Below are 15,346 nucleotides of genomic sequence, written 5' to 3' on the forward strand. Positions count from 1 at the left end.
CGTTATTTCCCTCCAAAAGCGTAGCCTTTTTTGACCAGCATGTACATGAAAAGCGGTGCGCCGATCATCGCCGTAATAATGCCGATAGGCAGCTCTACGCTTGGAATAATCGTCCGAGAAAGCACATCGGTCCAAATGAGAAACAGCCCGCCGACCAAAATAGATGCCGGCATCAGCCTTCTATGATCAGAGCCGACAACACCCCTCACCATATGGGGAATAATGAGCCCTACGAAGCCGATCATGCCGCAGCTCGCCACAATAACGCCTGTTATAAGCGCAGCTAGCAGCAAATAAATTTTGCGAAAAACGGCTAAATCCACGCCCAGCGTCACCGCCGTATCATCGCCAAGCAGCATCGTATTCAATATTCGGGATTGAAAAATGAAAAACAGCGCCGCCGCGACGACGACCAGCGATATGAGCGGAAGCTTATCCCATTTGGAGGCTGCAAGGCTGCCCATTGTCCAGAACGTCACCGTCTTAATGCCTACAGCATTGTTCGCAATATAGATAATAAAGTTAGCAAATGCCGTGCATAGGGCATTAATGACCATGCCGGACAAGACGAGCTTGACCGATGTCATTTTCCCGCCCATGCCAGCCAATAGAAAGACGAGCAGCGACGCGCCGAGTGCGCCGGCAAAAGCCCAGAAGGCTACCCCTGTCTGTCCAAGCAGACCGCCCGCGCCAAAGCCGATCATAATTGCAAAGGTCGCTCCGAGCGATGCGCCCGAGGAAATGCCCAAAATATACGGATCAGCTAACGGATTTTGCACCGCCGCCTGCATCACTGTACCGCACATTGTAAGTCCTGCGCCAATAAACAATGCCATCAGTACGCGTGGAAAGCGAATTTGCCACAATATATCGACATAAGAGCTTGTCTCCATAGCGCTGCCGTCACCAAGCTGAATGCCTGTAAGCTTATAAAGCAAAATACGATACGCATCCCCCAGCGGAATTTTAACCTGTCCGATGGATACCGCAACGCCAACAGACACCACAATAATAGCCGCGAGAACAAGCATTAAAGTTAAAAAGAGCGACTTTTTTCGAATGAGAGCTTCTTTCTCTTCCCGCTTACTTACAACAACCTCAGCCATTCCTCTTTACCCTGCCTTTTCATTCATTGCTCCGAATGTAGTTTACAACTGACTGTTTTTAAGTATAATTGATAATGATTATCTTCGTCAATTAAAGACAATAAATGAAATGAGGTTAGTAGGTTATGTTCCGTTTTTTACGTAAAATGACGTTTTTGGCTCTCCCCCTTGCTCTGGCAGTAACTGCCGGCTGCTCCTCCGCTTCCACCAATTCGGCTGGCAGCAGTATCTCCCCAAGCCCCTCCGCCGAAGCAACGGCTTCAGCGGCAGTAGTGGAGGCTTCCCCTAATCCCGGCGGCAAAACCACTTATCCGCTCTCGATTGAAAATTACACATTGTCGACAGAAAGCGGCTCCTACCAGCCGAAGACGCAAACGTTCGAGAAAGCGCCGGAGCGTATCGTTGCCAATACACAGTCTGCTGCGGAAATTTTAATCCGTCTCGGTCTGACAGATAAAGTGGTTGGCGTTGCCGCTCTATACGGTGACGTGGAAGCAGATATTGCCGAGGAGTTCGCCAAAATCCCTGTGCTTTCCGAAGGCTATGTCGGCAAGGAGCTTGTCGTCGGCGCGAGCCCGGATATCGTCCTTGGGCGCGGTGATCTGTTCGCGGATGCAGATTGGGGCGTTGGTACTGTCGATGCGCTTAATGAACTGAATATTGCAACCTTTGTTCAAAACAATTCCCGCCCTGGTGCCGTCCTAAACGATCTTTATAAAGATATTGAGCAGCTGGGTCAAATTTTAGACGTGCAGGATAAAGCTCAGGAGCTCGTTCAAAGTCTTCAACAGCGCGCCAAGGATCTTGAGACGAAGTATGCCGGCAATCAGGAGCAGAGCTTTGCGTTTATTGGCAGCAGCACACCAGACTCCATTGCCATCTACAGCGCAAATAATGATACGTTCCAGGCCGAAGCGCTTAGCCTATTGAAGGTGACCAACGTCTTTGCGGACGTATCCGGTGAAATCAGCGCAGAGCAGCTCGTTGCGAAAAACCCGGATTTCCTAGTCATCTCGGATTATAAAGGCGGACCGGACATCAACGAATCGGTGAAAAATATTTATGACAATCCGGCGCTTCAAAGCATGTCCGCTATTCAAAACAAAAAAGTATACATTATCGACTTCAATGATTTTTGGGGCTACGGCTATCACATCTTTGATGGTGTCGAGAAGCTAGGAGAGAATTTGTCCAAAGCCTCATAAACCTCCTGGAGCCAGTAATCAGACAAGCTCCGTCCCTACACGGGTGAATACGACAAAGCGCCTCTTACTTGTGCGAGGTCAGCTCTTTGCCAGAGCTGACCTCGCAAGTAAGAGGCGCTTATTTTATCGCATAGCGCAATTCTAGTTCGTCTTTCCTTCGTTTTCCGCTTCCCACTTGGCAATTTCTTCGCGCACACGCGGTGCAACCTCTGTACCAAGCAGCTTGATCGCGTTCATCACGTCCTCATGCGGCATCGTACCCAGCGGCGTATGGAGCAAAAATCTCGTAATGCCAACATGCTTGCGCAGGTTAATAATTTTGCGGGCAACCGTTTCGGGATCGCCTACGTAAAGTGCGCCTTCAATGCTGCGAGCAGCATCAAAGCTGGAACGGTCATAATGTCCCCAGCCCCGCTCTTTGCCGAGCACATTCATAACAGCTTGAGTCGAAGGGAAAAACTTGTCCGCTGCAAGCTGCGTCGTCTCCGCAATAAAGCCGTGCGAGTGCGAAGCGATAGGCAGCTTCGAGGCATCATGCCCCGCATGAGCAGCGGCTCTCTTATACAGCTGCACCAGCGGCGCAAAATTCATCGGACTGCCTCCGATAATAGCGAGAACGAGCGGCAAGCCGAGCAGGCCGGCACGAACAACCGATTCCTGGTTGCCGCCGCTGCCAATCCACACCGGAAGCGGGTTCTGAACAGGGCGCGGATAAACGCCCAGATTGTTAATGGCTGGACGATGACCGCCTGCCCAGGTTACTTTTTCGGATTCGCGAATTTTCAGCAGCAGCGCCAGCTTTTCTTCGAACAGCTCATTGTAGTGTTCCAGATCGTAGCCAAACAAAGGGAACGATTCAATGAAGGAGCCACGCCCCGCCATAATTTCAGCACGACCATTTGAAATGCCGTCCAGCGTAGCAAAATCCTGAAATACGCGTACAGGATCAGCAGAAGACAGCACCGTAACCGCGCTTGTCAATCGAATCTGCTTCGTTTGTGCAGCAGCGGCAGCCAAAATAACGACTGGAGAGGAAGCCGCATAATCCTCGCGATGATGCTCCCCTACTCCATAAACATCAAGCCCAACCTGATCCGCAAGCACGATTTCTTCCACGACTTCGCGTATACGCTGAGCATGGCTCATCACCTCTCCTGTTTCTACATCGGGCGAGGTTTCGACAAACGTACTAATCCCTATTTCCATCGTACAATCCCTCCTGCTTCCGCTCTATATTTTTTTAACAAACTCCGATTTCAGCTTCATTGCGCCAAAACCATCAATTTTGCAATCAATATCATGATCGCCGTCGACGAGACGGATGTTTTTGACCTTGGTGCCGATTTTGACAACGAGCGAGCTGCCTTTTACCTTCAAGTCTTTAATGACCGTGACAGAATCACCATCGCTCAGCACATTGCCATTCGAGTCCTTTACAACCTTCTCATCTTCAATGGCATTATCCTGTGCATTCTCATTCCATTCATGCGCGCATTCCGGGCAAACGAGCATCAGCCCATCCTCATATGTATATTCTGACTGACACTGTGGACAATTCGGCAAGCTAGACATGTATTCATGCCCCTCCATTCCTGTTACTATAATCGTTACGACTTTACTTGGAAGTTTCATTATAAACGGTAAAATAGCAAGCGTAAACGGCTGAAGCCGTCCTCCGGCGGTAAAACTGCCGTTTCTCGGTGAAATATAAGTGAAAAATCAATGCCTGATTTTCGGCTGCAACAGTTGACTGAAATCTATATAATAAAACCCATCAGAAAAGTAAGGGGCGCACGCCATGATACCTGCCGAACGTTATTCCGAATGCTATAGAGCCTTAGTGGAGAAAAATACCGAATATGAGGGCGTTTTTTATGTTGGAGTTAAAACGACCGGGGTATTTTGCAGGCCAACCTGCCCGGCTCGCAAGCCCAAATTTGAAAACTGCGAGTTTTATGAAACGGCGCAGCAGGCTTTGCTTGCGTCTTTCCGCCCTTGCCAGCGCTGCCAGCCGCTTTCCCACCCGAATCAAGTGTCAGAGGTCGTTCGCCTGCTCGTCGAAGCGGTGGAGCAAAATCCGGAAAAACGCTGGAAGGGCCAGGATTTCAAAAATCTATCCGTCGATGAATCAACGGCTCGCCGCCAATTTAAGCAGCGCTTCGGTATGACCTTCGTCGAATATGCCCGTGCCCGCCGTATGGGCATCGCCTTGAAAAACATTAGAGCTGGCCAATCGGTTATGGATACACAGCTCACAACCGGCTATGAATCCAGCAGCGGGTTTCGCGATGCTTTCTCCCGTATTATGGGGGCGGCTCCTACTTTATTGGAAGATGGCAAAGTGCTGAAGGCGGCTTGGATCGATACGCGGCTTGGGCCGATGATGGCGATTGGCAATGAGCAGCACTTGTATTTGTTGGAGTTTGTAGATCGGAGGGGCCTTGAGCGCGAGGTCGAGCGGCTGCGCAAAAGGACCAAATCCGCGATCATTCCCGGCACAACAGCATCCATTCAGTCCATTGAACGGGAGCTGGCGCTTTATTTTGACGGGACATTGACGGAATTTAAGACGCCGCTATTTTTATTAGGCTCGCCGTTTCAGCAAAGCGTATGGGCACAACTGGTGCAAATACCGCCGGGCGAAACCCGTTCCTACTCCGATATTGCGGCAGCACTTGGAAAGCCGACAGCCTTTCGCGCAGTCGCCCAGGCTAATGGAGCCAATCAGCTGGCTATCCTCATCCCCTGCCATCGCGTTATTAATTCAAACGGTGAATTGGGCGGCTATGGCGGCGGATTATCCCGAAAAAATTGGCTGCTCCAGCATGAGAGACAAGCATCATGCTGAAGCAGCCGCTTCAAACGAGCTATTCGGCTAGAGCCTTCTCGGCAGCAGCCAGAGCATTCACTACTTTATCGCACCAGAGATCGAATTCCTCGTCCTCCTTCTGATGCTCAGGATTGGCTAGAATGTGGGCAACCGTCTGCTTGATGCCTTGATCAAGCCTCGTCGTAGCTACAAAGTCAGGAACGAGTCTTTTCAGCTTCGCATTGTCAAAGACGACGGAGTTCGCCTTGTCGCCCAGCAAGCCGCCTCGGAAATCATATTTACTGCTCGCCGCCAGAAAATCAGAAGACACATGCACCGCATTCAGCTTCACGCCGAGCGCATCCGCGATTATTTCGTAAATTTGATTCCAGGTAACCGACTCATCCGACGTAATATGAATGGCTTCGCCAATGGCATGAATATTGCCCATCAGTCCGATGAAGCCTTTGGCAAAATCGCTGTTATGCGTCATCGTCCAGAGGGAAGTGCCGTCGCCATGGATGATGACCGGTTTATTTTCAAGCATACGCCTTGCGACCTGCCAGCTTCCGTTATTGCCATGCACGCCCAGCGGTATCGAGCGCTCGTCATACGTATGGCTTGGCCTTACAATTGTGATCGGGAAGCCATGCTCACGGTATTGCTTGGTCAAATACTCTTCACATGCTATTTTGTTGCGGGAATATTCCCAGTAAGGATTGGATAATGGCGTTCCCTCGGTGATGCGATAATCAGACAGCGGCGTCTGGTAGGCCGAGGCGGAGCTGATGAACATAAACTGCTTGGTTTTCCCCTTGAATAAGCGGTAATCACGCTCCAGTTGCTCTGGCTTGAAGGCGATGAAATCCGCTACTACATCAAATGATAGATCGGCTATAAGCGCCGCCACCTGCTCCTCATTATTAATATCGGCTTTAATGCTATGAACACCTGCCGGCAAAACAGCATTTCTAGTTCCCCGGTTCAAAAGATAAAGCTCGCATCCACTCTCTACTAACTGCTTTGTAATGGCAGAACTAATCGTACCCGTTCCTCCAATAAAGAGCGCTTTCATAAAACACCTCCGTTAGTATCGTTTTGCTGTAAAAGCTGCTTCTTTTCTTCTTTATGATAGCATAGTAAATCGACTAGAAAAAGGCACCGACATTACTGTCGATACCTTGTCGTTGCCTTCTTGAGAGCTGTGCTTTTCCTAAGGAATCTTAACCAGCATTTTCCCCATATTCTTGCCTTCAAACAGCTGTAGAAACGCTTGAGGCACTTTGTCGAAGCCTTCGACAATCGTCTCCTCGTATTTCAGCTTGCCTTCTCCAAGCCACTGTCCTAGCGCCTGAATGCCTTCTGCCGTACGGTCGGCGTAGTCACCGAGCACAAAGCCTTTAATAAGCGAGCGCGTCTTGATCAGCTGCGTCTGTATCCGGGGGCCAATGTCGCCCGACTGGCTATTGTAAGAGGAAATGGCTCCACATAGCGGAATACGCGCATGCGTGTTCAGCAGCAGCATCACCTGATCGGAAATTTCGCCGCCTACGTTATCGAAATATACATCGACTCCATTCGGACATGCCGCTTCCAGCGCTTTGCCTAGATCGCCGACCGTTTTGTAATTAATCGTTTCGTCAAAGCCAAGCTCCTGCTTCAAATAACTGGTCTTCTCATCCGTTCCCGCAATGCCGACGACACGAGCGCCCTTGAGCTTGGCAATTTGCCCCACAATCATGCCGACTGCGCCTGCGGCGCCAGATACGACGACGGTTTCTCCCGCCTTAGGCTGTCCAATATCCAGCAGACCGAAATAGGCAGTCAGCCCTGTAAGCCCCAAAACGCTTAAATAGGCCGCTAAAGGCGCTACTTGATCATCCACCTTGCGAACGCTGGCGGCATCCACGACATTGTACAGCTTCCAGCCCAGCATACCGAGCACCTTGTCCCCAACTGCAAGCTGATCGGAGTTCGATTCGACAATTTCGCCCACAACACCGCCTACAATCGGCTCACCCAAGGCAAATGGAGGGATGTACGACTTGCTGTCATTCATTCGTCCCCGCATATACGGATCAACAGATAAATATAGGCTGCGTACGATAACCTGACCTTCTGCCGGTTGCTCCACCGCTGCGTCCTTCATCGCAAAATGCTGCTCTGTCGGCATGCCCTCAGGCCGTGCAGCCAAAACGATCATCTGGTTATTTAATGCTTGGTTCATGATTCAAAAACCTTCTTCCTCGTTTTAAAATAATATTCCCATTTTGACGGGCGGTATGCCAGAAGCCCCCAAGCCACAATCAAGCTGTTTATTAACATAGCTGTAGTTGTATTTAAGAAAGTAACATACGGAAGACAAAGTTTCAATGTTCGATTTTCATCGAACCGTTTCCGCTGAGCCATGCTCGCAATTAGCGTATCTATGATCCAAGCGTTGAAAACGACAAAACAACCGGAGCCTCTTATGGCGCCGGTTGCTTGACTTGTTTTTGTACCGCAGCCTTATGGGCTGACTACCGCACTTATCGTTCTAACTCCAGCCACGCGGCCCGCGCAGCTGGCAAGCGACTTTGCTTTAAACGTGACAATAACACTGGTTTTCTCTCGTGTAAGTGACTCTGGCATCTCATAGGTTACATAAAAAACATGCCCGATTTTGTTGCAATGGATCGTCTGATCTCCGACGATCTCATTATCGACAAGCACCTCAAACTCCCGGTTATATGCCGTCCCTTCATGCTCGAATCGGAAATAATCGCCGCCCCAATAAGCTACGCAAAGATGATTGATGCTCGCGCCATCAACCGCAAGGCGGTAGCTGAAGTAGGCATCGCTGACGCCAAAAGCTTCTCTCCACATGTGCAGCTTGTTCTGATTATCCGTGAATGATCCATTATAGGCACTCGTCAAGCAGTTACCTTGAAGCTGATGCCCGATCTCATCCTGCTGACCGTCCGGCTCTACGCTGTCGATGGTCACCTTATTCAGCTTCTTCTCGAACGCATCACCCTCGTCATTCAAATTCCAATACACCGTATAAAACTCATGATGCAAGGCGTAGAAAGGAATAAGCGTAGCCCCTTTTCCATCGGAGGTCACTTCTTTCGCTATATCAAACGTGAGCGTAGCAGCGTCCCGCAGGGTAATGAAGTCGGATAAATTTTCACTTTCCGTCCATAGCACGGGCACATCTGCCGTCTTCATGCTTAACGCCGTCTCATCTACTATCGTATCCTCGGGAAGACCCTCATTGCCAAATTTGCCCGCAAGCACGATAGGCCCATAAAGAAAGGCGATCTTGCTTGCACTATCCTTGGCGTTGTACCTTCTCAGTGCCATTGGCAGCGTGAGGATGATTTGATCCCCCTTGCTCCATGTGCCACTGATGGTCAGGTAGCCAGCTTGACTTGCAGCATATTTGCGCTCATCGTTGACGACCGCTACCATCTCACCCGAAAGCCAAGATGGCACGCGCAGCTTGAGATTAGCCTCTGCCGTTCCCTCAGCAATAACAAGCCTCACCGTGTCCGAATACGGAAAGCTTGTTTCCTGCCGGATGACTAGCTCCTTGGCTTTCCATTCCAGCTCGGAGGCTATATATAAGTTCACATACAGATCGTCCTGATTTTCAAAATAAATCGCCTCGGCGTATTTACCTGGGTTCTCCATGCCCGTTCCCGTACAGCACCACCAAGCGGAATCATGGGTGCCGTAAATTTTGAAATGGCCCGGCAGCGTCGAGGCAAAATAGGTTTTATTGCCGTTATCCGGGTCCTGCGCGCCGAGGATGTGATTGTACAAGGCATTTTCATAATAATCCATATACGAGCTGTCTTGCTCCCAGCCAAATAAATATTGGGTCAGCTCCAGCATATTATGCGTACAGCAAGACTCCGCCGATTTAATGCCCAAGCTTTCCATATCCATCGCTTCATAATGCTCGGAGAGGCTGCTCCCGCCAAAAACATAGGAGCGCCTGCCGGTCACCGTATGCCAGAAAAATTCGGCTGCTGTGCGATAGCTGGTGTAATTTTTGTTCTGCTCATAAATGCCAGCCACACCGACGACCTTCGGAATTTGCGTGTTGGCATGCCTGCCCTGCAGCTCGTCCCGCTCCTGCTCCAGCGGCGAAATGATGGCTTTATGCGTAAATTGAATGGCTGCTTCCATATAGACGGCTTCTCCTGTGAGGCCGTACAGCTGTGCAAATACTTCATTCATGCCGCCATGCTCACATTCCAGCATATGCTGGATTTGTTCCTCCGATAATTGCGACAGTCCCTCGACTGCCCAATCAGCAAAGGCTTTGACAACGCGCAAAGCCTCCTCATTTCCCGTCAGTGTGCAAGCATCAATTAAGCCTTGATAAATTTTATGCACGCTATACCATGGCACCCAATACCCATTCATGCTGAAGCCACCAATGTCCGTACCTTTAAAGGCTTCGATAAAGGGCGTTTCGACCAAGCCTCCAACATAACCGCTTCCGGTCGTTGCTTGTATGCCTGCAAGCTCCGATACGGCATAATCCAGCCTCTCTTTTAGCTCCTCGTGGCCTGTCGCCTGATAGGTGGCGGCAAGTGCCGACATATAATGCCCGAGCGAATGCCCGCTGATCGTTCTGGCCTCCCAGCCTTCGTACCGCGGCTGCTTGGGTGTCAAACCATGCGCCTCATAGCATGGGGCGAGGAAGCGGTCGATATTAAGCTCGTGCAGGTAACGCTCGCCAACCTCTTGTGACGTTTTAAAAAGTCCGTCAAGCAGCCGTACGTCACTTTGGCTGACGAAGCCTTGATTTATTTTTGCCATATTTATGAGTCCTCCCTAGACCTAAAATCAGCTATTTGCTATTCTTTACGAATCATTCATGGTAGTATCTTATCAAATAAAAATCGAAATAATCAGGCTCATAATCAAAGAAAAGGTGGATAAATCAGTCTATATGAATGAAGAGCTGAGTCACTGCCTATGCGGTAAATTCATATCCGAGGGCAACTGGTCACACATGAGACGAAATATGCTGCATGATGAGATTATTATGATGCTGGAGGGCGAAATGTTCATCGCCGAGGAAGAAAGGGAGTATGTCGTCCGTCCGGGAGATATGCTGCTTCTAAGGCACGGCTTGACGCATTACGGATACCGGAAAAGCGAATCACCCGTCAGCTTTTATTGGGTGCATTTCGGTACGAAGCTAGAGAAATATCAGAGCTATCCTACCCATGTGTCCATTGAAGGACCTTCGACGATTAATCAGCTGTTTAAGCAGCTGCTGCACGTTTCTTCTTTTTCGGCTGAGGAGGCAAATGCCGCGTTATTGTTATTATTGAATGAGCTTGCGCGGACGATTGACAAGCAAAATCATGCCCCCCACGCCATCGTCGATAACATTTGCAAATGGATTGATGCCCATTTGCATCTGGACATTAATGTCCGTAAAATTGCCGAGGTGTTCAGCTTTAATAAGGATTACATCTCAAAGGTTGTAAAGCGGGAGAAAGGGATGGGCATTAAAGCTTATATTTTGACGCAGCGCATCAGCCGGGCGAAGCTGAAGCTTCTGAACACCAATTTGAGCGTAAAGGAAATTGCCGGAGCATGTGGTTTTTCCGATTATAAGCTGTTTCTGCGAACCTTTAAGCATTATGAGGGCATGACACCGAGTGATTATCGCAATATCTTATACTCGACACCATTGAATATTTAAAGGTTGAATATGGACAAACCAGCTGGAAGAAGCTTAGGAGATGATCGTATGAGTAAAAAGAAGAAGGCGACGGCGATTGAGGCACCGATTCTGCCAGCTGAACTGCCTGTGCTGGAGCAGACTGAGCTGCAAGCTCATGCTTTTTTTGAAATGGGCATGATCCAGGATTGCGTATGGGATGGGCAGCAGGCACGTAAGGTGATTTTCGACAAAATTATTTTCAAAAATGTCACTTTTACCGAGACTGCGCTGCATGAGGTCGAATTGACGGATGTGATTTTCGACAAATGTGATTTGTCGAACGCCGATTTTAGCGATGCCATCATCCACCGGACCGTGTTCAAAAACTGCAAAATGATCGGCATTAATTTGACAGGCGCAACGCTGCGAAACATGGTTTGGAAGGATAATTTGGCCGATTACGCCAATTTTAGAATGTCCGATATGAAGCAGGTATCGTTACAGGATAGCTCGATGGGCAAAAGCGATTTCAGCTTTGCAAAGCTGCAAAAGCTTGAGCTTTCCCAGTGCCAAATGGACCAAGCCCAATTTTCAAATACGAAGCTGGCCGGCCTTGATTTGAGCACCTGCGAATTCAATGGGATCGCCGTAGCGCCCGAGGATTTGAAGGATTGCACGATTTCTCGGGAGCAGGCTTATGTGTTTGTGTCGCTGTTTGGGTTGATTTTGAAGGAGTAAGGGCCATTATAAAAATATTAGGGCATCCATGAAGGGCGCCCTTTCCATTCAAAGCAACATTAAATACAATAACAGCGCCAGCCCCATAAGGGCGGCAAACCTATAATTCGGCCGAGCCAGCCCGAAAGTCGACTTGTTGAAAAGCCCCGCCAGCAAATTGTTAGCCGCCGAAGCGGGAGAAATGGGATTGGACAGCCCCCAGCTTCCCAGCAGCAATACGCCGAAATAAATGGGGCTAATCTGCACGGCGGCCGGGTCTATGCTGCTCGCAAGAATCGTCACCAATACAATCGGATGCAGTCCAATTAATGAGGTCGATGCAAGGATAACGATTGTGAAAATCGAGAACGATAATGCAATCGGGAGCGGGATATATCCAAGCAGGGAGGGAATGACATCCCCAAAGCCTGTAGCACTGATTGATCCGCTGAAGAAGCCTGCGGCTAAAAACAGCGTAATCTCCTTCTGCAAAGCGGGCAGCGTGACGGTTAAATGATTGTTCAGTCCTTGCCGAAATGTCGGCAAAGCGCCTTTCGCAAGGCACCACAGAAGTGGAAAAACAACCGCCGCCATACAGGTGATCAGCACCATCGGAAGCTCAATCAGCTGCTCTAGCAGAAGAATGGCCGCCGTCGCCAGCAGCAAATAGAGGCCAAGCCCAATCGGGAAGGAAGCGGATTCCCCTTTGTCCTGCTCACCACTCTGTTCCTTCTGACTGTCGCCTGCTTCCACGGTTTCCTTGCTTGACCCTCCCGCTTCCACAGCCAGAAGCTCGTTTGACTCATCCTTCGCTCGCAGAAGCTTGAAATCAACAACTACACTTGCCAGCAGACTGATCAGTGACAGCCCGATTAAATAGGGCAGGAGCGCTGACCAATTCAGCTTGAGTGACGAGGTGACGAGCGCCATCGCAGCAAAATAGGGCGACCAGCAAATCGCGCCGCCAAAGCCGCGATTCAACGCATTCGCAAGCAGCCCGGATAAGCGTTCAGAACGCGGCTTAACGAACACCAAGTGATAGACGACGGGAATAGATCCGACGTTAATAAACCCGCCCATGATATGCGTCATAAGCTGTGTACCGATAAACAGGGCTGAGCTGCTGCGCATGCGTGTTTCATAAAAACGTTTAAGCGCGGCGACATACTCTGGCAGCCTTACTGGAATGCCGAACAACGGGGCAAATACGAATAAGGTCACCAACGTCGCATTCATACTAGCAGCTTTAAACCAATAGGCGACGTCCTGCTGTTGAACGAGCATGAGCGCCATTCCGCCCGTCATAAAAAAGAGTGTAAGCCATCGCGCTACGCCCTTAAGCTTAGGCAGCAGCAGGAGCACCGCCAAAAAGGATAACCCGCCGAGCACATAAACCAGCGGCTCAAAGTGTGTAAGCTGCTGAAAAATAAAAACGGCAGCGAGAGCAAAAACAATCGCTCTGTCGATCACTGCCTTTGTCCCAACTATCATGACCTTCGCCTTCTCTTCTGCTGCTACTGCTGCTTTCTAGTTAAACCTCCAGCAGCTTAAGCTTAAATTGCCGTACTGATAGCTGCGATGAAGCAACGTCGCTTGACGCAGCTTGTCGCCCGAACCCATAGCCAGCAGCAGCGGGATAAAATGCTCATTTGTCGGCACTGCCTCCTGCGCATAAGGAGCTTGCTCCCTATAATTGAATAGCGCGGGGAGATCCCATGCCTCAAGCTTGCTCTGCAGCCAATTATCGAACGATTCCGCCCACTCGTCAATCCCCTCGGACTGCCAATTCAGCCTTCTGAGATTATGAACCGTGCCGCCGCTACCAATAATGAGCACATCCTGCTCTCTAAGTGCTGCTAATGCCTTGCCAATTTCGTATTGCTGCTCATTGTCTAAATGACGATTGACCGAGAGCGCAATGACCGGAATGTCCGCATCCGGATAAATCAGCTTGAGCACTGCCCACGCACCATGATCAAGGCCTCTTTCCTCATCCAGCACGCTTGGAATGCCATGCTCCGCGAACAAGGCTTGAATATCCTCGCTAAGCTGCCGATTGCCTTCCGCCGGATAAGTCATTTCATACAGGGCATCCTGAAAGCCAGAAAAATCATAAATGGTGCTGTATACCGGCGCTGCTCCTACGCTTTGTACCGTCTGCTCCCAATGGGCTGAAAAAAGCACAATGGCTTTAGGCTGTGGCATCTGCTCCTTAAAGCTGTTCAACAAAGCCGTGTAACTATTACTCTCTAGTACAATAGACGGCGCTCCATGAGCAAAAAAGTATGCGGGCATCATTGTGCTTGTTCCCCCTTGTCGTTAGTAAGCCAAGCTAGAAAATCCTGCTGATTCTCCACGGAAACACCATGGTCAGTTGGATAGGTTTTAAAGGTGAAATGCGGCGTCAGCGCTTGAAAATAACCCGCCGTTTCATGTCCAATCCGAATTGGAAACACGGAATCAAATTCCCCATGCGATACAAAAACCGAGACGTCCTTCAGCGATTGCAGCACATATTCATTTTTGACAAATTCGGGCACATAGCCGTTCAGCGCAACAATGCCTTTCAACTGGCTCCCCATCGTAAGCGCAAGCGTCATTGATAAAATCGCCCCTTGGCTAAAGCCCAGTACATAGCGCTGGCTCGCATCTATCGGGTATGCTTCCGTTGCATATTCAATAAATGCTTCAAGCTGCTGCACCGCCCGGTCAAAAATGTCCCGAATCGGGTTGCCTAGGCTCTTCAGCTCATAATATTGGTATCCGGCACCAAGCCTAAGGTCGCCACGGATGTTAATTATAATAAACTCCTTCGCCAAAGGCGCTACCAGTCCGTGCATGTTCGCCTCATTCGAGCCTTTCCCATGAAGGGTGAAAATAACGGGGTATGTTCGGCCTGCACTCGCATGCTCCGGCAGGTGAACGTCATAATGATAAGCGGGGTTCATCATAACCCTCCTCAAATATTAGTATTAATAATTAAAGTTCTGTATTACAAATATATAGTGAAGCTAGGACTTTGGTCAACAGGAAAATCGCTGTGACCGCTTTTGACGCATGACGCATGTAAACAGCGCGTGCTGATCTAGGATCGGCACGCGCTGTTTGGTTTCTTTTTTAATTAGACTACGATCTATCTGGCTTCTTAAGGGAACTTTTTTATGCCCATCACATGATCGAGCGGAATATAGCCAATTTCTCTGCTATCACTGCTATGATTGCGGTTGTCACCCATAACAAAAATATGCCCCTCTGGAACGGTCCATTGCCGATCCGAAACAAAATTCATCGTTTCATTTAAGTAGGGCTCATCCAGCGCTACGCCGTTGCGATAGGTTTTATGCTCCTTAAACTCCAGCACATCGCCGGGTTTGCCAAGCACTCTTTTTACATAAAACACTTTATTGTCATTCGTATTGTTGTCCATAAATAGCTGAAGCAGCGGATGCTCCAAAAGATCGTCTGTTAAATATCTATCCCTGTTCACTCGGCTGTCGATGACGACTATATCACCATATTCGGGAAGCTTGGACAACGTATGAGAAATTTTCGAGACGTAAATCCGTTCCTGATCCTGCAAGGTAGGGTCCATGGAATGGCCATCAACCCTATAGGGCTGAATAACAAATACGCCAATAATTAATGAAAGTACAATGGCTATGCCGAATGTGCCTACCCAACTGCTAATTTCCTTCAACGTTTTCATTTTAATCACGTCATCCTCCTCGTCCATATAATAGTTAAATTATAACATTCCCTCTACTACATGCAAACTTGGAGCATGACACCCCCCATTCGTGCATACTTGTAAACTTTTAATATTATTTTCAGCATA

Annotated in this window: 14 protein-coding genes; 4 read left to right on the forward strand and 10 right to left on the reverse strand. The window is 49.2% G+C overall.

Going from position 1 to position 15,346, the window contains the following annotated elements; genetic code table 11:
* Positions 1-2: 2 nt before the first annotated feature.
* Entirely contained in the window at positions 3-1,106 is a 1,104-nt protein-coding gene (locus V5J77_RS25945; RefSeq protein WP_338553671.1) for an iron ABC transporter permease, read from the reverse strand.
* A 125-nt stretch (positions 1,107-1,231) separates the two neighbouring features.
* On the opposite strand from V5J77_RS25945, the gene V5J77_RS25950 reads away from it, so the two are divergent.
* On the forward strand, positions 1,232-2,311 hold the full coding sequence (locus V5J77_RS25950; RefSeq protein ID WP_338553672.1) for an ABC transporter substrate-binding protein: 1,080 nt from the start codon (positions 1,232-1,234) through the stop codon (positions 2,309-2,311).
* 141 nt (positions 2,312-2,452) lie between these two features.
* Here V5J77_RS25950 and V5J77_RS25955 read toward each other — a convergent pair whose 3' ends face one another.
* Together V5J77_RS25955 and V5J77_RS25960 are read right to left on the reverse strand one after the other, a co-directional pair.
* A complete protein-coding gene (locus tag V5J77_RS25955) occupies positions 2,453-3,517 on the reverse strand; it encodes an LLM class flavin-dependent oxidoreductase (RefSeq protein WP_338553673.1) in 1,065 nt (354 codons plus the stop codon).
* A gap of 24 nt (positions 3,518-3,541) precedes the next feature.
* The gene (locus V5J77_RS25960; RefSeq protein ID WP_338553674.1) at positions 3,542-3,883 is read right to left on the reverse strand and encodes a zinc ribbon domain-containing protein YjdM; all 342 of its coding nucleotides are present in this window, start codon (positions 3,881-3,883) and stop codon (positions 3,542-3,544) included.
* A gap of 226 nt (positions 3,884-4,109) precedes the next feature.
* Here V5J77_RS25960 and V5J77_RS25965 point away from each other — a divergent pair, with 226 nt between their 5' ends.
* The gene (locus tag V5J77_RS25965) at positions 4,110-5,159 is read left to right on the forward strand and encodes a trifunctional transcriptional activator/DNA repair protein Ada/methylated-DNA--[protein]-cysteine S-methyltransferase (RefSeq protein ID WP_338553675.1); all 1,050 of its coding nucleotides are present in this window, start codon (positions 4,110-4,112) and stop codon (positions 5,157-5,159) included.
* Between the two features lie 19 nt (positions 5,160-5,178).
* On the opposite strand, the gene V5J77_RS25970 is transcribed toward V5J77_RS25965, so the two are convergent.
* The 3 genes from V5J77_RS25970 to V5J77_RS25980 all read right to left on the reverse strand — a co-directional run bounded on the left by V5J77_RS25970 (position 5,179) and on the right by V5J77_RS25980 (position 9,935).
* Positions 5,179-6,195: an SDR family oxidoreductase gene (locus V5J77_RS25970; protein WP_338553676.1), complete on the reverse strand. Its 1,017-nt coding sequence runs from the start codon at positions 6,193-6,195 to the stop codon at positions 5,179-5,181.
* Positions 6,196-6,333: 138 nt separating this feature from the next.
* Positions 6,334-7,347, reverse strand: coding sequence for an NADP-dependent oxidoreductase (locus V5J77_RS25975; protein WP_338553677.1), 1,014 nt, complete (start codon positions 7,345-7,347; stop codon positions 6,334-6,336).
* 281 nt (positions 7,348-7,628) lie between these two features.
* A complete protein-coding gene (locus V5J77_RS25980; RefSeq protein WP_338553678.1) occupies positions 7,629-9,935 on the reverse strand; it encodes a beta-L-arabinofuranosidase domain-containing protein in 2,307 nt (768 codons plus the stop codon).
* Positions 9,936-10,131: 196 nt separating this feature from the next.
* On the opposite strand from V5J77_RS25980, the gene V5J77_RS25985 reads away from it, so the two are divergent.
* Entirely contained in the window at positions 10,132-10,833 is a 702-nt protein-coding gene (locus V5J77_RS25985) for an AraC family transcriptional regulator (RefSeq protein WP_338553679.1), read from the forward strand.
* Positions 10,834-10,881: 48 nt separating this feature from the next.
* Positions 10,882-11,532: a pentapeptide repeat-containing protein gene (locus V5J77_RS25990; RefSeq protein ID WP_338553680.1), complete on the forward strand. Its 651-nt coding sequence runs from the start codon at positions 10,882-10,884 to the stop codon at positions 11,530-11,532.
* A gap of 48 nt (positions 11,533-11,580) precedes the next feature.
* On the opposite strand, the gene V5J77_RS25995 is transcribed toward V5J77_RS25990, so the two are convergent.
* The 4 genes from V5J77_RS25995 to lepB form a co-directional block, all read right to left on the reverse strand.
* Positions 11,581-13,002 carry a hypothetical protein gene (locus V5J77_RS25995; protein ID WP_338553681.1) on the reverse strand — a complete coding sequence of 474 codons (1,422 nt, stop codon included), beginning with the start codon at positions 13,000-13,002 and terminating at the stop codon, positions 11,581-11,583.
* Between the two features lie 36 nt (positions 13,003-13,038).
* Complete coding sequence (locus V5J77_RS26000) at positions 13,039-13,809, reverse strand: class III extradiol ring-cleavage dioxygenase (RefSeq protein ID WP_338553682.1); 771 nt, start codon at positions 13,807-13,809, stop codon at positions 13,039-13,041.
* The gene (locus V5J77_RS26005; protein WP_338553683.1) at positions 13,806-14,462 is read right to left on the reverse strand and encodes an alpha/beta hydrolase-fold protein; all 657 of its coding nucleotides are present in this window, start codon (positions 14,460-14,462) and stop codon (positions 13,806-13,808) included. Before V5J77_RS26005 ends, V5J77_RS26000 begins: the two co-directional genes overlap by 4 nt.
* Before the next feature lie 194 nt (positions 14,463-14,656).
* Positions 14,657-15,217, reverse strand: a complete 561-nt coding sequence (lepB, locus tag V5J77_RS26010; protein ID WP_338557080.1) for a signal peptidase I — start codon at positions 15,215-15,217, stop codon at positions 14,657-14,659.
* Positions 15,218-15,346: the final 129 nt, after the last annotated feature.

This window comes from Paenibacillus sp. KS-LC4, assembly GCF_036894955.1.
Lineage (GTDB): Bacteria > Bacillota > Bacilli > Paenibacillales > Paenibacillaceae > Pristimantibacillus.